The organism is Collinsella aerofaciens (assembly GCF_964243765.1).
Taxonomy (GTDB): Bacteria; Actinomycetota; Coriobacteriia; order Coriobacteriales; family Coriobacteriaceae; genus Collinsella; species Collinsella aerofaciens_BU.
Genome location: NZ_CAXTGI010000002.1, coordinates 92,858 through 112,112, shown reverse-complemented (window position 1 = coordinate 112,112; position 19,255 = coordinate 92,858). Strand labels below are relative to the sequence as shown.

At 60.9% G+C, this 19,255-nt stretch carries 14 protein-coding genes, 2 tRNA genes and 2 pseudogenes; 10 read left to right on the top strand and 8 right to left on the bottom strand.

Annotation, left to right across the window (positions count from 1 at the left end; genetic code table 11):
• Positions 1 to 29: 29 nt before the first annotated feature.
• Together ACESSC_RS01975 and ACESSC_RS01970 are read right to left on the bottom strand one after the other, a co-directional pair.
• Positions 30 to 2,747 (bottom strand): HAD-IC family P-type ATPase, encoded by a 2,718-nt coding sequence (locus ACESSC_RS01975; RefSeq protein WP_373161023.1) that lies wholly within the window; start codon positions 2,745 to 2,747, stop codon positions 30 to 32.
• Positions 2,748 to 2,823: 76 nt separating this feature from the next.
• A tRNA-Arg gene (locus ACESSC_RS01970) sits at positions 2,824 to 2,900 on the bottom strand.
• 204 nt (positions 2,901 to 3,104) lie between these two features.
• On the opposite strand from ACESSC_RS01970, the gene aroF reads away from it, so the two are divergent.
• The 9 genes from aroF to glf all read left to right on the top strand — a co-directional run bounded on the left by aroF (position 3,105) and on the right by glf (position 12,764).
• Entirely contained in the window at positions 3,105 to 4,127 is a 1,023-nt protein-coding gene (gene aroF / locus ACESSC_RS01965) for a 3-deoxy-7-phosphoheptulonate synthase (protein ID WP_117629151.1), read from the top strand.
• Positions 4,128 to 4,130: 3 nt separating this feature from the next.
• Positions 4,131 to 5,045 (top strand): prephenate dehydrogenase, encoded by a 915-nt coding sequence (locus tag ACESSC_RS01960; protein WP_373161021.1) that lies wholly within the window; start codon positions 4,131 to 4,133, stop codon positions 5,043 to 5,045.
• Between the two features lie 36 nt (positions 5,046 to 5,081).
• The gene (gene aroB, locus ACESSC_RS01955) at positions 5,082 to 6,188 is read left to right on the top strand and encodes a 3-dehydroquinate synthase (protein ID WP_373161020.1); all 1,107 of its coding nucleotides are present in this window, start codon (positions 5,082 to 5,084) and stop codon (positions 6,186 to 6,188) included.
• Positions 6,182 to 7,501 (top strand): 3-phosphoshikimate 1-carboxyvinyltransferase, encoded by a 1,320-nt coding sequence (gene aroA, locus ACESSC_RS01950; protein WP_117757150.1) that lies wholly within the window; start codon positions 6,182 to 6,184, stop codon positions 7,499 to 7,501. Before aroB ends, aroA begins: the two co-directional genes overlap by 7 nt.
• Position 7,502: 1 nt before the next feature.
• Entirely contained in the window at positions 7,503 to 8,600 is a 1,098-nt protein-coding gene (gene aroC / locus ACESSC_RS01945) for a chorismate synthase (protein ID WP_373161019.1), read from the top strand.
• 43 nt (positions 8,601 to 8,643) lie between these two features.
• Entirely contained in the window at positions 8,644 to 9,789 is a 1,146-nt protein-coding gene (gene pheA, locus ACESSC_RS01940; protein ID WP_373161018.1) for a prephenate dehydratase, read from the top strand.
• Positions 9,790 to 11,040: a shikimate kinase gene (locus ACESSC_RS01935; protein ID WP_373161017.1), complete on the top strand. Its 1,251-nt coding sequence runs from the start codon at positions 9,790 to 9,792 to the stop codon at positions 11,038 to 11,040.
• Positions 11,041 to 11,123: 83 nt separating this feature from the next.
• Positions 11,124 to 11,561: a type II 3-dehydroquinate dehydratase gene (gene aroQ, locus ACESSC_RS01930; RefSeq protein WP_373161016.1), complete on the top strand. Its 438-nt coding sequence runs from the start codon at positions 11,124 to 11,126 to the stop codon at positions 11,559 to 11,561.
• A 78-nt stretch (positions 11,562 to 11,639) separates the two neighbouring features.
• On the top strand, positions 11,640 to 12,764 hold the full coding sequence (glf, locus tag ACESSC_RS01925) for a UDP-galactopyranose mutase (protein WP_373161015.1): 1,125 nt from the start codon (positions 11,640 to 11,642) through the stop codon (positions 12,762 to 12,764).
• A 363-nt stretch (positions 12,765 to 13,127) separates the two neighbouring features.
• Here the strand turns inward: glf and ACESSC_RS01920 are convergent, their stop codons facing one another.
• From ACESSC_RS01920 to ACESSC_RS01905, 4 genes and pseudogenes are all read right to left on the bottom strand, one after another.
• Complete coding sequence (locus ACESSC_RS01920; RefSeq protein ID WP_373161013.1) at positions 13,128 to 13,811, bottom strand: HNH endonuclease family protein; 684 nt, start codon at positions 13,809 to 13,811, stop codon at positions 13,128 to 13,130.
• A complete protein-coding gene (locus tag ACESSC_RS01915; RefSeq protein ID WP_373161011.1) occupies positions 13,808 to 15,103 on the bottom strand; it encodes an AAA family ATPase in 1,296 nt (431 codons plus the stop codon). Before ACESSC_RS01915 ends, ACESSC_RS01920 begins: the two co-directional genes overlap by 4 nt.
• A gap of 312 nt (positions 15,104 to 15,415) precedes the next feature.
• Positions 15,416 to 15,489 (bottom strand) — tRNA-Arg (locus ACESSC_RS01910).
• A 53-nt stretch (positions 15,490 to 15,542) separates the two neighbouring features.
• A pseudogene (locus ACESSC_RS01905) lies at positions 15,543 to 16,309 on the bottom strand (ABC transporter ATP-binding protein).
• A 122-nt stretch (positions 16,310 to 16,431) separates the two neighbouring features.
• Here ACESSC_RS01905 and ACESSC_RS01900 point away from each other — a divergent pair.
• Positions 16,432 to 16,809: pseudogene (locus ACESSC_RS01900) on the top strand (glycosyltransferase family 2 protein); the annotation flags it as partial.
• Between the two features lie 554 nt (positions 16,810 to 17,363).
• Here the strand turns inward: ACESSC_RS01900 and ACESSC_RS01895 are convergent.
• Both ACESSC_RS01895 and ACESSC_RS01890 read right to left on the bottom strand, forming a co-directional pair.
• Positions 17,364 to 17,924: a nucleoside hydrolase gene (locus tag ACESSC_RS01895; RefSeq protein ID WP_373161103.1), complete on the bottom strand. Its 561-nt coding sequence runs from the start codon at positions 17,922 to 17,924 to the stop codon at positions 17,364 to 17,366.
• A gap of 77 nt (positions 17,925 to 18,001) precedes the next feature.
• Complete coding sequence (locus ACESSC_RS01890) at positions 18,002 to 19,237, bottom strand: glycosyltransferase family 4 protein (RefSeq protein ID WP_373161010.1); 1,236 nt, start codon at positions 19,235 to 19,237, stop codon at positions 18,002 to 18,004.
• Between the last annotated feature and the right edge of the window lie 18 nt (positions 19,238 to 19,255).

Below are 19,255 nucleotides of genomic sequence, written 5' to 3'. Positions count from 1 at the left end.
CACCAATTCAACATCGCCAGGGCGCGTAGTTACTTCTTCTTTTTGCTCGGCATCGAGACTTTGATGCCTTGGGCGGACTTGGTTACGCGAGAGCGCTTGGTTCCGCTACCCTTCTTTTTCTTGGGCTGGGCCTGGGCCACGCCCTCGAGTGCGCGGACCTCGGCCTCGCGAACGGTGCGAGCTTCGCGGCGCTGTGCCATGTCGGCGGCGACGCGCTTGGCAAAACGCTCCGCCGTCGAACCCGTCGAGCTCACCTTGCCGCCACCGCGGCCCAAGCGGACGCGCACACCGCGGCCAAAACCAGTTGCGGCATGACGACGACGCGGCTTGAGCGAATCCATCATCGTGGCGAGCTTAAAGAACACCGAGCAGGTAAAGACCACGATGACAGCCAAGATAACCATCTGGCCCATCGACAGGTTGGCAATAGACAGCAGCTTCGGGAATCCGATAACACCCGTCAGGATGCCGGCAACTACAAACACAAAGAGCGCCACACGTAAGGGCGTGAGGGGCTGCGAGATACGCCAGATCAGGCTGACGCTCGCCGCGCACGACGTAAGTAGGCACATCGTAGACAGCGTGAGCTGGTTAAAGCCGAACACGCGCGCCACAAAGATATCGAGCGCCGCGGCCAAAATGACCGCAATCGACGCCGGCAGTGCCCGCTTGAGCACGTTCGTCAGGAACGACCCCTTCACGCGAGCATTGTTGGGCTCCAGGCCCAACACAAAGCCCGGCGCGCCGATGCAGAAGAAGTTGATGAGCGTCATCTGAATCGGCTCGAAAGGGTACGGCGGCAGCGCGATGCACAGCGCCGCCAGGCCCATCGAGAACAGCGTCTTAGTCAGGAACAGCGAAGCCGAACGCTGCAGGTTGTTGATGGAGCGACGGCCCTCGGCCACCACGGCGGGCATCGAGGCAAAGTCGTTGTCGACGAGCACGATCTCGGCCACGTTACGCGCGGCATCGGAGCCGGCCGCCATGGCCACGGAGCAGTCGGCCTCCTTGAGCGCCAGCACGTCGTTGACGCCGTCGCCTGTCATGGCCACGGTGTGCTCGCGGCGCTTGAGCGCCTGCACGAGCTCGCGCTTCTGCTGCGGGGTCACACGACCAAAGACATGGTAGCGGTCCACTGCGGCATCGAGCTTGGCCGGCGTATCGAGCGTCGTGGCGTCCACATAAGCGTCCGCCCCCGGCACGCCCACAACGCGCGCGATCGACGACACCGTACGCGGGTCGTCGCCACTGATCACGTTGAGGGTCACGCCCTGCTCGTTAAAGTAGCCGATGGTCTCGGCCGCCGAGGTACGAATCTCGTCGCGGATGGTCACAAAGCCCACGGGCTCGGCCTCGCCCACCATATCGCCATCGGGCGTAAAGCCGTCCACGAGCGCCACCACGAGCACGCGGCAGGTATCGGCAAGCTCGGCGACACGGTTCTCGACCTGGGCAAACGCACGATCAGAGAGCACAAACTGCGCCGCACCCATCACATAGGAGCCCTGTGCAAACGACGCGCCGCTCCACTTTTTGGAAGACGAGAACGGAATGACCGACAGTGGCTCGGACACCTCGACCGGACGGTCGGCGTAATAGTTGAGCAGCGCCTGACAGGTCTCGTTGGCATCGGCCGAGGTCGCACGTGCGACGTTAGCCAGCGCAAAATCGAGCACCGTGGTATCGACGGGAACGGCGGCGTCGCCCTCCCCCGCACCCATACCCTCGACCGGCAGCGGATACGTGCCCTCGACCTCCATGCGGCCCGACGTGATGGTGCCCGTCTTGTCCAGGCACAGCACGTCGACGCGCGCGAGCGTCTCGATGCAGTAGAGCTGCTGCGCCAGCACCTTGCGGCGGGCCAGGCGCACCGTGGCGATGGCGAGCACCGACGAGGTCAGCAGCACCAGGCCTTGCGGGATCATGCCCAGCAGAGCGCCCACCGTGGACAGCAGCGCCGACGAGGGCACGCGGCCGGCCAGCAGCTCGGAGAAGCACCACGAAAGCGCGCTATCGCCCGGGGTTCCCGCGGCATCCCACAGCTCGCTCACACTCGAGGCAAACAACGCCAAACCGAGCGGGATCATGATGATGCTCGCAAAGCGCACGATGGCGTTAAGCGCGTTCATGATCTCGGAATTGACCTTTTTGACGTACTTGGCCTCGTTATTAATTTTGGCCACGTAGTTGTCGGCGCCGACATGGATCACGCGGGCGCGCAGCAGGCCCGAGTCGATAAAACTGCCGCTCATGAGCTCGGAACCGGGCTGTTTCTTAATAAGGTCGCTCTCGCCCGTCAGCAGGCTCTCGTTCACGAGCGCCTCGCCCGAAACCACCACGGCGTCAGCGGGAATCTGGTCGCCACGCCCCAGGCGGATGATGTCGTCGAGCACGATCTGATCCAGGTCGAGCTCCACCTCGGCACCGTCGCGCACCGCGATGGCCTTCTTGGAGGTCAGCAGCGTGAGCTTATCGACCATCTTCTTGGAACGCATGGACTGAATGACGCCAATAGCGGTATTGAGGAACACCACGAACAGGAACGTCAGATTCTTAAACGAACCGGTCAAAATGACCAGGAACGCCAAGATCACGTTGATCAAATTGAACAGCGTGCAGAGGTTCTCGATGATGAGCTCTTTGACCGACTTGGTCTTGAGCTCCATGTTGCGGTTGATCTTACCGGCGGCGATGCGCTCCTCGACCTCGGCGGTCGAGAGTCCGCGCTCGATATCCGTTGCTGCCATACCACGTCCCATCACGTCGCGTCGGTATAAGAAAAACCGCCCGGACCATGCGAGGTTCGGACGGCCTTACGTTCGATGGTGCCCCATGTTGGATTCGAACCAACGGCCTTCTGCTCCGGAGGCAGACGCTCTAATCCCCTGAGCTAATAGGGCCAACGTTTGGCATTATACCCAGGTGCACCACGGGCTATCAAAATAAAAGAAAAAGCTTTGCAATTCCGAGGAAGACGCGGCACAACGGCTCACTTTAGAAGGCAAAAGCGAATCAGATAGTATAAACTCTCATGCACCATATATACACGGCTCGCGATGCGGGCCGTTTTTGCAAGGGTTATCCATCGAGGTGAGAGGCACACCATGATTGCAATTTTAAAGCAGAGCGCCAGCGACGAGGCCGTCAGCCATATCGTCAGCTGGATTGAGAAAAAGGGCCTGAAGACCGACGTCTCGCGCGGCGAGAACGAGACGATCATCGGCCTGGTGGGCGATACGACCAAGATCGACCCGTTCCTGCTCGAGTCCATGGACGTCGTCGAGCGCGTGCAGCGCGTCTCCGAGCCGTTCAAGCGCGCCAATCGCAAGTTCCACCCCGAGGACTCCGTCATCGACTGCGGCCACGGCGTCAAGATCGGCGGCGATCAGTTCCAGGTCATCGCCGGCCCGTGCTCCGTCGAGGGCGAGAACCTCATCCGCATCGCCCGCCGCGTGAAGGCCGCCGGTGCCACGATGCTGCGCGGCGGTGCCTACAAGCCCCGCACTTCCCCGTACGCCTACCAGGGCATGGGCCCCGCCGGTCTGGACCTGCTGTGCGAGGCGTCTGCTGAGCTCGACATGCCGATCGTCACCGAGATCATGGACCCACGCGACGTGCAGGTCTTCCTGGACAAGAAGATCGACGTCATGCAGATCGGCGCCCGCAACGCCCAGAACTTCCCTCTGCTCAAAGAGGTCGGCAAGACCAAGACTCCGATCTTGCTTAAGCGCGGCATGTCCGGCACGATCGATGAGCTGCTCATGGCCGCCGAGTACATCATGAGCGAGGGCAACGACAACGTCATCCTGTGCGAGCGCGGCATCCGCACCTTCGAGACCCGCACCCGCAACACCTTCGACCTCAATGCCGTGCCGGTGCTGCACCACCTGTCGCACCTGCCCGTCGTCGCCGACCCCAGCCACGCCACCGGCTACACCCGCTACGTTGAGCCCATGGCGCTTGCCGCGACCGCCTGCGGTGCCAACGGCCTGGAGATCGAGGTCCACGACGAGCCCAGCCGCGCATGGTCCGACGGCGCTCAGGCCCTCACCCCCGATCAGTTCGACGACACCATGCGCCGCATCCGAGCCATCCGCGAGGTTGTCTGCCAAGAGACCATGGAGTAGCCCATGGGTACAGTGAGAAACGCGCGCGTTAACCAGGGCGGCCCCAAGTGCGCCGGCATCGTCGGCCTTGGCCTCATCGGCGGCAGCTTTGCCCGCGGCTATGCGCAGGCGGGCGTCCGCGTGCTGGCCTGGGATCCCGATGACGATGTCATGACGGCCGCCAGCATGGGCACTGTCGCCGGAGAGCTTAACGACAAGACGCTCGGCGAATGCGACATCATCGTCCTTGCCTGCTATCCCGAGGCATGCATCGAGTGGCTCGAGGCGCACGCCCAGGCGCTCGCCGACGCCACCGACACCGAGGCCATCATGGGCCCCGTGGTGATCGACACGGTGGGCGTCAAGGGCATCGTGTGCGAGCGCGCCTTTGAGCTAGCCCGCGAGCACGGCTTTTACTTTGTGGGCGCGCACCCCATGGCGGGCACGCAGTACTCGGGCTATGCGCACTCCCGCGCCGACCTGTTCCAGGGCGCCCCGCTCGTGCTCGTACCGCCCGCGGTGGACGATGCGCTCAAACTGGAGCTTTTGGGCCAGGTGCGCGAGATGGTACGCCCCTTGGGCTTTGGCAAGTTCAGCGTGACCAGCGCCGCCGAGCACGACCGTGTCATCGCCTTCACGAGCCAGCTTGCGCACGTGGTATCCAACGCCTACGTCAAAAGCCCCACTGCCCAGGTCCACCACGGCTTTTCGGCCGGTAGCTACCTCGACCTCACCCGCGTGGCGCACCTCAACCCGCAAATGTGGTCCGAGCTCATGATCGATGACGCCGACGCGCTCGCCTTCGAGATCGACCATCTGATCGAATCGCTTGGCGCCTACAGCCGCGCGCTCAAGGACCGCGACCAGCGCTATCTGGAGAATCTCCTTGCCGAGGGCGACCGCATTAAGCGCGCACTCGACGACGAGGCCTCCCACTAGACAACCCATCACGCCAGGTCGAAAGGACCGAAGCTTATGGCGATTACCATCGATATCGACACTGCACGCCCCTACCAGGTGCATGTTGGCACGTTTTTGCTGGAGCAGGCGGGGCCGCTCGTGCGCGCCACCGCCGGCGGCACCAAGGCCGTCATCGTGACGGACACCAACGTGGGCCCGCTCTACCAGATGCCCGTTAAGCAGAGCCTGGAGGCGTCAGGCTACGAGGTGAGCATCTGCACCTTCGAGGCCGGCGAGGCCCATAAGCGCGCCGAGACCTACGTTGCCATTTTGGAGTTTGTGGCCGAGCACGAGCTTTCGCGCTCCGACGTGATCGTGGCACTCGGCGGCGGCGTCGTGGGCGACGTGGCAGGCTTTGTAGCCGCCACCTACATGCGCGGCTGCAAGTTTGTGCAGATCCCCGCGAGCCTGCTCGCCATGGTGGATTCGTCGGTGGGAGGCAAGACCGCCATCGATCTGGCTGCCGGCAAGAACTTGGCCGGCGCCTTTTGGCAGCCGAGTGTGGTTATCGCCGACGTGGGGTGTCTGGCCACCCTCACGCCCGAGCAGTTCGCCGACGGCTGCGGCGAGGTCGTCAAGCACGCCGTGATCGCCGACCCGGAGCTTTTCGCCGAGCTGGAGAAGACCCCGCTCACGCTGGAGCTGCTCAACCGCGATGTGGCCCGCGTAGCGCTCATCATCGCCCGCAATATCGACATCAAGCGCGCCGTGGTCGTCGCCGACGAGCGCGAAACCAACCAGCGCAAGCTCCTCAACTTTGGACACAGCGCCGGACACGCCGTCGAGGCCTGCGAGCACTTTGAGCTCGGACACGGCAACTGCGTGTCGATCGGCATGGGCATCATCACGCGCGCCGCGGCCCTGCACGGCATTTGCGATGCTGCACTGCCCGATCGTATTGAGGAACTCTGCGCCCGCCATGGCCTCAAGACCCGCTGCGACCTAGATGCCGATGCCGTCTTTGCCGAGGCGCTCCACGACAAGAAGCGCGCGGGCGACACTATCGACCTTGTGATTCCGCACGGCATTGGCCGCTGCAGCATCGACCGCACGCCGCTTTCCACTTTCCACGAACTCATTGCCGAGGGCCTCGGCCAGAAGGGAGACGCATCCGCATGCTAGCCCGCATCACCCCGTCCCCGCTCAAGGGCACCGTTCCCGCCATCGCGTCCAAGTCGATGGCGCATCGCCTGATCATCTGCGCTGCGCTTGCCAACGGCGAGACACACGTCACCTGCAATACCACCTGCGCCGACATCGAGGCCACGGTGCGTTGCCTTACGGCCCTGGGTGCTCGCATCGAGACCGTCGAGGACGGCTTCCAGGTCCACCCCACCATGAAGAGTGTTGAGTTTGGCCTGCTCAAGGCCCTTGCCGGCGGCACGCTTGACTGCGGCGAAAGTGGATCCACGCTCCGCTTTATGCTGCCTGTCGCCTGCGCGCTGGGTGCGGATGCCACCTTCGTAGGCCAGGGCCGCCTGGGCGCCCGCCCGCTCTCCCCGCTCTCGGACGAGATCATCGCCGCCGGCTGCGATCTACAGGGTCTGGGCGGTTTTCCGCTCAAGACGAGCGGCCGCATGCGCCCGGGCACCTTTGTGCTTCCGGGCAACGTGAGCTCGCAGTACATCTCGGGCCTGCTGCTGGCAGCCCCGCTGCTGGCCCAGCCCTCCTGCGTGCAGGTAACCGGCCTCATCGAGAGCCGCCCCTACATCAACCTGACGATACAGGCCATGAAGGCCTTTGGCGTCGAGGTCAACGTCGAGCGCATTCCGGCCAAGGACGGCCAGCCCGAGGTCACGAACTTCCGCGTGAGCAGCGGCTCGTACCGCACGCCCGGCAGCGTAGCCGTCGAGGGCGACTGGTCCAACGCCGCCTTTTGGCTGTGCGCCGGTGCCATCGGCACCGACCCAATCACCGTCGAGGGCGTGTCACTGAGCTCCGCACAGGGCGACCGTAACGTGCTTGCCGCGCTTTCGCGCTTTGGCGCCCGCATCGTGCGCTCCACCAACGCCGCCACCGTGCAGTCCGACAAGCTCGCCGGCTTTGAGATGAGTGCCCACGACATTCCGGACCTGGTGCCCGTCATCTCGGCCGTGGCCTCGCTGGCACAGGGCCGCACCTTTATCCGCGATTGCGCCCGTCTGCGCATCAAGGAATCCGACCGTCTGGTCACCACCACCCGCGAGCTCACCGCGCTGGGCGCGCAGGTGCGCATTGCCGGCGATGACCTCATCATCAAGGGTGTCGATGCTTTCACCGGCGGCGAGGTCGATTCGCACAACGACCACCGCATCGCCATGATGGCCGCCATCGCCGCGAGCCGCGCCACCGGCGAGGTCGTGATCCACGGCGCTGAGGCCGTCAACAAGTCCTATCCCGATTTCTTCGACCACTACCGCCTGTTGGGCGGCAAGGTCACGCTCGAGGAGGAATAGCATGTCCTCGACCTTTGGCAACGTCTTGCACGTAAGCATCTTCGGCCAATCGCACTCCCCCGCTATCGGCTGCTCGCTCGATGGCGTTCCGGCAGGTATCGCCGTTGACCTTGAGCAGCTGCAGTCCTTCTTAGACCGTCGCGCCCCCGGCCGTGACGAGACCGCGACCAAGCGTCGCGAGGCCGACGCCGCCCGCATTATCGCCGGCATAGTTGATGGACACACCACGGGCGCGCCTATCGCCGCGATCATCGAGAACACCAACACGCGCTCCAAGGACTACTCCGAGCTGCGCCGCAAGCCCCGTCCGGGACATGCGGACTTCCCTGCGCGCGTGAAGTATCACAACATGCACGATGTCGCTGGCGGCGGGCATTTCTCCGGCCGCCTGACGGCCCCTTTGTGCATCGCGGGCGGCGTCGCGCTGCAGGCGCTCGAGGCACGCGGCATTAAGGTCATGGCGCATGTGGCGCAGATCGGCGGCATCTCCGATCTGCCCATGGACGACATGACCTATCGCGAGGCCGACCGCAAGGCGATCCTTTCGAACGATCTGCCGTGCATTGACGCCGCCGCAGCCGGCCGCATGCGCGAGGAGATCCTAGCCGCGCGCGACGAGCTTGACAGCATCGGCGGCATCGTGGAGTGCGGCATCTACGGACTTCCCGCGGGCATCGGCGACCCCATGTTCGACGGCATCGAGAACCGCATCGCGCAAATCGCGTTTGGCATTCCAGCCGTAAAGGGCGTGGAGTTTGGCATGGGCTTTGCCGTGGCCGCCATGCGCGGCAGCGAGAACAATGATCCGTATCGCATCGATGCCGAGACCGGCGAGATCGAGGTCGAGTCCAACAACGCCGGCGGCATCCTGGGCGGTATTTCGACCGGCGCGCCCGTCATGTGGCGCATGGCCGTAAAGCCGACGCCCTCCATTGGCCGCGAGCAGCAGACGGTGGACATGGACGCTATGGAAAATGCCGAGCTCTCGGTCCACGGCCGCCACGATCCCTGCATCGTCCCCAGAGCTGTCCCCGTAGCCGAGGCAGCCGCCGCCCTTGCCATCTGGGACGCCCTCCTCGAAGACGCCGCCCAGCGCTAACTACCCACCCCTCAACATCCCCCGACACGTGAAAGGGGTCTCCATGGACCTTGCTGACATCCGCCAGGCCATCGATGGCATCGACACCACGCTCCTCAACAGCTTTGTCGAGCGCATGGACATTGCCACCGAGGTCGCCAAGTCAAAAATCGAGATGGGCAAGGCCGTCTTCGACCCCGCCCGTGAGCGCTCCAAGCTCAACAACCTCGCCAGCCGCGCGCCCGAGCGCTACGAGGCGCAGACCATCACCCTGTTCCGTCTCCTCATGAGCATGAGCAAGGCCGAGCAGCAGCGCTACATCAACGAGCTCAAGGGCATCACCGTCTCGCAAAAGGCCCACGCCACGGCTGCAGCCTCCGACACGCCCTTCCCTCAAACGGCCACCGTCGCCTGCCAGGGCGTCGAGGGCGCTTACAGCCAAATCGCCGCGTGCAAGCTCTTCGACGTGCCCGACATCGCATTTTTCGAGACCTTCGAGGGCGTCATGTGCGCCGTGCGCGACGGCTTCTGCGAGTTTGGCGTGCTGCCCATCGAGAACTCCACCGCCGGCTCGGTCAACGCCGTCTACGACCTGCTCGCCCAGTTCGACTTCCACATCGTGCGCTCGCTTCGCCTCAAAATCGACCACAACTTGCTCGTCAAGCCCGGCACCAAGCTTGCGGACGTGCACGAGGTCTACAGCCACGGCCAGGCCATTGCCCAATGCGCCGGCTTTATCGAGGCACACGACCTGCACGCCACCAAGTACCCCAACACGGCCATGTCGGCCGAGATGGTCGCCAGCTCCGAACGCACCGACGTTGCCGCCATCGCCTCGCGCAGCTGCGCGGCGCTCTATGGTCTGGAGGTGCTGGAGCCCAATATCCAGGACTCGGACAACAACTACACGCGCTTCGTCGTCATCAGTCGCGAGCCGCGCGTCTACCCCGGCGCCAACCGTACCTCGCTCATGATCACCACGGCCAACGAACCGGGCGCCCTCTATCGCGTACTCGAGCGCTTCTACGCACTCAACATCAACCTTATCAAGCTCGAGAGCCGCCCCATCCCCGGGCGCGACTTTGAGTTTATGTTCTACTTTGACCTAGACTGCCCCTTTGGCAGCAAGGCCCTCGATGACCTGCTCGATTCCATCGACGACGTGTGTGAGAGCTTCACCTACTTTGGCAGTTACACGGAGGTGCTCTAGATGACCGATGTCGCCGCAACCCGCCCCTACGGCGTGCTGGGCCGCGTGCTGGGCCACAGCTACACCCCGACCATCTACAAGGAGCTCGCGGGGCTCGAGTACGTGCGATTTGAGCGCGAGCCCGAGGACCTCGAGGCCTTTATGACGGGCAACGAATGGGAGGGCGCCAACGTGACCATCCCCTACAAGCGCGCCGTCATGGACTACCTGGACGAACTGAGCCCGCTGGCCGAGCGTATGGGCAACGTCAACACCATCACGCGCCTGGCCGACGGCCGCCTGCGGGGCGACAACACCGACTACTTCGGTTTTCAGTGCCTGTTCGAGGAGTTGGGCGTTGAGGTTGCCGGCAAGAAGGCCCTCGTGCTCGGCGCCACCGGCGGAGCCGGCACCACGGCGAGCATGGTACTCGGTGACCTGGGCGCCGTCGTCGTACCCGTGGGTCGTACGAGCGAGGTCAATTACGACAACATCGCGCAGCAATCTTATGCGGCACTGCTCGTCAACTGCACACCTGCCGGCATGTTCCCCCACTGCCCCGACGCGCCTTGTACGCTCGAGGGGCTCGATGCGCTCGAGGGCGTCATCGACATTGTCTACAACCCCGCTCGCACAGGACTCATGCTCGAGGCCGAGCGCCGCGGCATCCCCTACATCGGCGGTCTGCTCATGCTCGTGGCCCAGGCGGCGCAAGCCGTTGAGCGCTACACCGGCCAGGTCACTCCGCGCGAGCGCATCCTGGACGTAACGGAGCGCCTGTCACGCCGCGAGCAGAACATCGCGCTGATCGGCATGCCGGGCTCGGGCAAGACCCGTGTGGGCGAGCAGATTGCCCTGCTCACGGGGCGAGAGCACATCGACCTGGACCGCGCCCTCGAGGAGCGCCTGGGCAGGCCCTGCGCCGACTTTATCGTCGAGAGCGGCGAGGCGGCCTTCCGCGAGCAGGAGACGGCGGTGCTGGCCGGCATCTCCAAGTGCAGCGGCCTGGTGCTTTCCACCGGCGGCGGCGTGGTCACGCGCGACGAGAACTACCCGCTACTGCACCAGAACAGCCAGATCGTGATGCTCAACCGCAAGCTCGACGAACTCGCCCACAAGGGACGCCCCATCACCGCCCGCGATGGTATCGACAAGCTGGCCGAGCAGCGCATGCCGCGCTACCGCGCCTGGGCCGACTACATCATCGACTCACGCGACTGCGCCGCCAACACCGCGGCCGCCGCCGTCGACACCCTTCCCCCAGCCCTCTAACAAAAACCACCACAAAGGGGACAGGCACCTTTGTGGTGGTTTTTCATTCCCCGCAGAATCGCCCGACCGCAAAGGAAGCAACCATGAAAGCACTCGTCATCAACGGCCCTAACCTCAACATGCTCGGCATTCGCGAGCCGGGCATCTATGGCAGCGACAACTACGACCGCTTAGTGCAGATTTGCCAGGAAGCGGGCGCTGCACAGGGCTTCGACGACGTCGAGGTCTTCCAGTCCAACCACGAGGGCAGCATCGTCGACAAGATCCAGGAGGCCTACGGCAAGGTCGACGGCATTGTCATCAACCCAGCAGCTTACACGCACACGAGCGTCGCGATTCTCGACGCCCTCAAGGCCGTCGCCATCCCCGCCGTGGAGGTCCACATCAGCGCCGTCGAGACGCGCGAGGACTTCCGCCAGGTAAGCTACGCCCGCCTGGCCTGCTTCGCCACCATCACCGGCGAAGGCCTGCAGGGGTATGCCCACGCGCTGGAGCTGCTGAAAGAGCATCTGCTACACTAATCCTTGGGACAAAGCCATCAGGTTTGTTTGTCCCAAATCTTAAGCAACTGTTCGATTGACATACAAAGGAGCATATCCATGTCCCAGTACGATTACCTTGTCGTCGGCGCCGGCCTTTCGGGCGCCGTCTTTGCCAATGCCGCCAAGCGCGCCGGCAAGTCGGTCTTGGTCATCGACCGACGCGATCACATCGCCGGCAACATCTACACCGAGGACGTCGAGGGTATCCAGGTCCACCGCTACGGTGCGCACATCTTCCACACCTCCATGAAGGACGTCTGGGACTACGTCAACCGCTTCGCCGAGTTCAACAACTACGTCAACTCGCCGGTCGCCAACTTCCACGGCAACATGTACAACATGCCCTTCAACATGAACACCTTCGCCAAGATGTGGCCGGGCGTCGTCACACCGGCCGATGCCAAGGCCAAGATCGCCGAGCAGGTGGCCGCCGAGAACATCGGCGAGCCGGCAAACCTGGAGGAGCAGGCCCTGTCCCTCGTAGGCCGCGACATCTTCGAGACGCTCGTGAAGGGCTACACCGAAAAGCAGTGGGGCCGCGACTGCAAGGACCTGCCCGCAAGCATTATCAAGCGCCTCCCCTGCCGCTTTACCTACGACAACAACTACTTCAACGATCGCTACCAGGGCATCCCCATGGGCGGCTACACCAAGATGGTCGCCAACATGCTCGAGGGCATCGAGGTGCGCTGCGGCGTTGAGTACAAGGAGCTCGTGGCCGCCGAGCCCGACATTGCCGCCAAGACGATCTACTGCGGCCCCATCGACGCGTTCTACGACTTTAAGCTGGGCACGCTGGAGTACCGCAGCCTGCGCTTTGAGACCGAGACGCTCGACGAGCAGGACCACCAGGGCGTGGCCGTGGTCAACTACACCGAGCGCGAGATCCCCTACACGCGCATCATCGAGCACAAGCACTTCGAGTTCGGCACGCAGGACAAGACCGTCATCACGCGCGAGTACCCGGCCGACTGGAAGCCCGGTGACGAGCCCTACTACCCCATCAACGACGCCAAGAACGAGGCCCTGTACAAGCAGTACGAGGAACTGGCGGCGCAGGAGGGCGACGTAATCTTTGCCGGTCGCCTGGGCGGCTACAAGTACTACGACATGGACAAGGCCATCGCCGCGGCATTTGAGCTGGTCCGCAACGAGCTGGGTGTGGAGCCCACGGAGGCGTAGAGACAAAGCGAGCTTTCGCAAACCGGAACAAATCGAACGGGGCGGTTCACGGCATGTTACCGTGAACCGCCCTTAATCGTTGTACATTTAATCTCGGGGATTTAGTCTGGAGCTCTAATACCTCGATAGAACCTCATCCCTGCTTCGTTTATAAAGCTATAAATACAATCGATGATCTGAAGATGATTCAGTTAATAGGGAATACATTCAGGCGAAATTAACCCATCGAAACAATAGTTTGGACACACCACGATAAAGTGCCGCTCGGGGACGATAAAGGCACCTCCCCGACGGCATCGCTGATGCGGCTGGGCGGCGCACTGTCATGTGAGAGCCACATGCCACCACAGCAGCAAAAGGACACTAAGCAAACTTTGAGACGAGCTTACGCGCCTTATACAGCTTGGCACCCAAATACTCATCTTTCATATCCGTCTGATGTTCAAACAGCCTGAGAACCTTTGCGCAAATAGCCTTCTTTACAGCCCTGTTTTCCTCGGCACCCTTGCGCTTGATAGCACGGTCGATGGATTTCTCAATTGCTTCCATAGATTTGGAACGATTACCGCACAAGTTGGTACCCGACGCGTTGAGCCCGAGCGTAACCTCAAGATCGTACCGCACGCTCCTATCAGCAGTATCAATACGCCCGTCGCGATGATAGAAAATGCTGTCGAGCGTATAAGGCTTGGTCGGATCAACCGTAAGAGACTTGTTACCACGTCGTTTGTCACACGTTGCCCCGCCACGTCCGTCGCAGACAGCAACCATGTTGTGATAATCGAGACTCAATTCGCCATCCACTGCAGAGTCCTCAGGATTTTGCGGAATCAAATGTTCGATCGTAGCCGGATGATCACCAACGCCGATCCTGCATGTGCAATAAGCGCAGAGATGACCCTGCTCTGCAAGCAAGGCCTCCAGAACCTCTCGCTTATCCTCTCCGCGCAGCGCTGTGTAATTAAACGTCGTATCGGGGGTATTGCGTATTGCCCTCTTGGCCTTGGTAAGTGCCGGAGGCTCTTTAGCCTTAACGATCGAAATCACGACAGCAGCTCCTCAAGCTCAAGGGTCGTCTTAGCGGCAACAACATCGGGGTCGTCCACGCCCACAAACTCCTCAAGCTTTTGGAGCGCAAGCCTAGCATCGTCAAAGCGATCTTCATCAACGGCGCAATTAAATAAATCGAACAATCGAGCCGCCTCTTCAGGTCGAGAGAATGCGCCCAGAACGGTGTTGAGAATATCCCCGGCATCGCGTCCACGCGTTTCCATAGCAGGCACCGTTGCAGCACCCTCTCCAAGAATACGGACGTTACCGCGGGGCACCGATGCAACCACAACAGGTGAATGCGTTGTAACTATAAATTGAACGTTGGGAAATATGCGAACTAGGTCCTCGAGAATCCGCGCCTGCCAGCGGGGATGCAAGTGAAGGTCGATCTCATCGATCATAGCGACGCCGGGTGTCTCGAGCACACTAGAACCTAAAGCCGGATTAAGCGTTGCCATGCGGTACGCGATGTCTGCGAAAAGGCTCAGCGTCCCACGATAACCATCGCTCATAGAGTGCATTCTATCGCGGTGATAAACACCTTCTGCGGTGGTGTATGTAAACACAAGTTGGTTAAGCTCGACGTCGTAGTCGACCATGGCGCCCTTGGTTGTCGCCGCGGCATCAAAGCAGGACGCGAGTGCCTTCTTAACCGCAGTGAATAAGGCACTCTCTCGCCTATTCTGCCACTCCCAAATCGACTGAGACTTAAACCACGCATTCATACGGGCTTCATTCGCAGAAGCTCGCAGAGCGCCCTCATAACCGCGTGTTCTATTGGGCGTTGCTATATCTTTTGAAGTCGTTTGCTTCCACAGTCGATCAGTCCCGTAGCGGGCAAGAACAGGCAGAACGACTTCATTACCTTTACCGACAAGCTCTTGCAGCTGTTCGCCAGCATCAATCATACGTCCGGCATCAGCTTGCGTGGTGCGCCCCTTAGCACTCTTCAACGAGCGCAGCCAGCCCACCTCTTCCCCCAGGACAATGCCCGATGCCTCAACTGACACCGGGTACTGGGACTGAATGTCGAACATGTCGCCCTGTTTGATAACCGCTCCGCGAGAATCATCTGGGACTATGCCCAGAGCTTCAGCGTTCTGAATTTTCTGGAACAACGTCCCCAGCGCAATGCAAGCCGCATCGATAAGCGTGCTTTTACCCGTGCCGTTATCGCCGACCAAAACGGTAAGCTGACGATCGAATTCAATTGAATATGATTCGAACTTACGGAAGTTGGTTATCTTCAGTTTCTTAATTTGCAACGCAGCGTTAGCGAAGCTCACGATAGCCTCCCGTGAATTATGTTAGTAGCCAATCGAGTGGAAAATCGTGCGTCAATTCTCAGTTAGCAGCATTATAGCCAACCACTTCAGGCTTCAATTGTGAAGAGAAAAATGGGCGGGAGATGAGGCCTTTCGAGTCAGCGTTAGTGTAAGGATGTCGATGGCTAACCGCCAAACGCAATCTACCCCTGTCTTAGAATCTGGCATTGCTACATAACTCATAAATCGTGGACCCCGCACAAACAGAGTAGCTCAACTTCGCATTTGTGAACAAAAAAAGCCCAGCAAAAGCTGAGCTTATTAAACAAAAGGTGCTCCATGGCGGATTCGAACCGTCGACCTTGGGATTAGAAGTCCCCTGCTCTATCCAACTGAGCTAATGGAGCAAATAACCGCACGCCAAGCAAGCGCGAGCCCGCCAAGCGCAAATAAGTATAACCTACTTGAGCTGTTCGCGGTATGCCTTGCATACCTCATCGACCGGGCCGTCCATACGAAGGTCGCCCTTCTCAATCCAAACGCACGCTGGCAGATGCGCTCAACCTGCTCCATGGAATGCGACACGAACAAAACCGCCACGTCACCGCTCTGGATAAAGTGCTGAATACGGGCCTCGCACTTTTGCTGGAAGAACACGTCGCCGACGGAAAGCATCTCATCGACGATCAGGATATCGGGCTCGGTAATGGTGGCGATTGCAAAAGCAATGCGCGCAACCATACCCGAAGAGAAGTTCTTGAGCGGCATGTCGACAAAGTTCTGCAGCTCAACGAACTCGATAATGCCATCAAAGTCGGCATCGATAAATTCCTTGGTATAGCCGACTAGCGCAACGTTCAAATAAATGTTCTCGCGTGCCGTCAGCTCGGGATCAAAGCCAGCTCCAAGCTCAATCAGAGGTGCAATGTTGCCATGAACCTTAACGCTGCCCTCGCTAGGCTCGAGCACACCAGCGATAATCTTGAGCATCGTGGACTTGCCGGAACCATTAGTACCGACCAAGCCCACGACCTCACCGCGGTGAATATCAAACGAGATGTGCTTAAGCGCCCTAAACTCCTCAAAGAACAACTCATGCTTAGCGAGCTTAATAAAACATTCTTTGAGGCTGATCAGCGAGTCAGACATCATGTTAAAGATCATGGTGGTGGCGTCGACCTCGACAGCCAGAGGCTGCTCGTTGTAATCAACAACAGATTCAGTCATCACAGCATTCCTTTAGATGTAGAAGATGAATTTGCGCTCGGACTTGTGGAAGACGGCTACATCTCAGGATGCCAGGGCCAAACGGCTATACTTTCTACGATTGAATATCAAAGGAGCATTGAGTGAATTCTGAATCTATTGCCGTCATTATCCCCTGCTACAACGAAGCCCTCACGATCGACAAAGTCATTGACGACTTCCACCGCGAGCTTCCGCAGGCGACGGTCTATGTATACGATAACAACTCGTCAGACGACACCTCACACATCGCGGCAGAACACGGCGCCACAGTGCGCTTTGAGCCCCGACAGGGAAAGGGCAATGTCTGCCGTCAGATGTTCCGCGATATCGACGCCGATTGCTACCTCATGGTCGACGGCGACGACACCTACCCCGCCGAAGCGGCAAAAGCCCTCTGCGAGCCCATTCTTAATGGTGCAGCCGATATGACCGTCGGCGATCGCCTGTCCAACGGCACCTACGCCGAGGAAAACAAGCGCGCCTTCCACGGCTTTGGCAACAATCTGGTTCGTGCCATGATCAAATGGATTTACGGATACAGCTTCGATGACGTCATGACGGGCTATCGCGCCATGAGCCGCCCCTTTGTCAAAACGTTCCCCGTGCTTTCCGAGGGCTTTCAGATCGAAACCGAGCTCTCCATCCATGCCGTCGACCACCGCTGGCGCATCAAGGATGTGCCTATTGAGTACCGCGATCGCCCCGAAGGATCCGAATCTAAGCTTAATACCGTCAGCGACGGCATTAAGGTCGTCGCCATGATTGGCACGCTGTTCAAGGACTACCGCCCGCTCAAATTCTTCAGCCTCGTTGCGCTCCTGTTTGCAATAATCGGTCTTGCCCTGGGCATTCCCATCATTGTCGAGTATTTCCAGACCGGTCTTGTTCCGCGCTTCCCAACCGCCCTGCTCGCCGCATCGTTTATGTTCCTGTGTGGCTTAAGTCTCGCGACCGGTTTTATCCTCGACTCCGTGGCAAAGGTCGAAAAAAAGCAGTGGGAAGTCAATGTGTATAGCAAATACGCCTTCGGTGACTATCGCAACGACACCCGAACGCAAGGTAAACCGCCATACCGCGCATTTCCATCGTCGTGCCGTGCTACAACGAGTAGGCGCAGACGGCGCTTGGTACGAGCTCGACAACACCAAAAGCCTCTACGCCGCCACGATGGACAAGTGGCGCCGCACGCAATACCTGGAGCTCGCCGAGCGCGTCTCATAACCAGTACTCCGGATGTGACCCAGAATGGCGGAAAGGCAAAGCCGCAACCGCCATTCTGGGTCACATCGAGGCGGCACATAACGATGTGTAGCCCGCTCGAGACCACAATCTGCGCAGCCTCGCTGTCATCCCATATGTTGAACTCGGCGTACACGGTCGCGTTTCCGCCAACCGTGGTGCCGCCCATGAGGACGATGCGGTCGATACGATCGGCACGCCCCGAGTACGTACGTGGGAACAGCGCGACGTTCGTCAAGGGACCGGCTGGAACGAGCGTCATCTTGGTATCGTCGGGCAACCCGGAAATAGAGCGGGCCATCTCCACGATTGCCGGCTCATCGGACAGCTTGCGGTCGGTCGCCCCCTCAAGCACGGCCTCGCCCAACCCCGACACACCATTCACTCTCCTATCAGTCCGAATATAGGACGAGCACGCCTCACGGGGGCAATCTACTTCGTGCGCTCGGAGATCAGGCCTCGAATGAGGTCGACGGTAGCCTCATAGGAATGCGGGCGGTCGAACTGTGCCGCCGCGAGCTCGCGCGCCACGCGACCCATGCGCGCGCGTCCCGCCTCGTCCTCGACAAGCTCGCAGATCACCCTGGCGAGCCCCTCGGCGTCACCCGGCACAACATTCACGCCAAAGCCGTCACGCACGACCTTCTCGCGAAACTCAACGTTCATGGACGTGTTAATCATGGGGCGTCCCGAGGCCAGATAATCGCCTATCTTGGTGGGCACGCTCTGGGGCGCGTTCGCCACCAGCGAGTTGACCACCATGTCGGACGCCTTGAGCCAAGCCGCCATGACACGGTACGGCATGTAGCCCAAAAGCCTAGCAGGCGCCCCGGTTCGCTCAACCGCCGCCTCGACGGATACGCGTTCGGGGCCATCGCCAAGAATCTTGAGTCTGAGCTCGGGATGCGCCTTGGCAGCTATCGCCACAGCCTCGACGAGCGTCTCCAAGTCGTATAGTGCCGAGATATTACCCGCGTAAGCAACCCAGACCTCGCCCTCGGGCTTTTCCACGGAGCCGACGTTCTCAGCGGCGCCCGCGTCGAACTCCTCGAGGTCGTTACCCACGTACACCACGAGCTTGGGGATATCCTCGGCGCGGTCGCGGAAAGGGCGCGCGGCGTACTCGTCGGACGTACCCACCACGGCGTCCGCCAACGCGTACGCGCGACGAGCTTGACGCTCGAACGGAGCGAAGGCTATGTCGGACAGCACCGGAACGTCGAACGCGATACGGAAGGCCTCGGGCCACAGGTCGTTCACGTCGACCACGAAGGGGATGCCGTAGCGTTTCGCGGACCGTCCCACGGCAAGCGTCACATCGTTGGGCGGAATCTGGCAGTAGATGAGGTCGTAGTCGTGGTCCACATCGAAATACGCCGTCACGCGCTTGGCCATCACATGGTGCGCCCAGATGCGCTGGGGGCACATGTTGGCGGGATAGCTCGGCTCGGCAATGAACTTCACGTTGAACGCGTGCATGCTCGTGTCGAACGTCGCCAAATCACGCTGGCGCTTCTCCCAGTGCTGGAAGCCGCTCGTGATAAAGTCGACATTGAAGCCACGCTCCACGAGAAGCGTCGCGAGGAACGTGTAGCGCGTGGCACCCTTGACCTCGTGGCCAAGCTTGGCGTCGGCGCTGAATATGGCTATGCGCGGTTTGCGGCTCATGAATCATCCCTTGGTAGC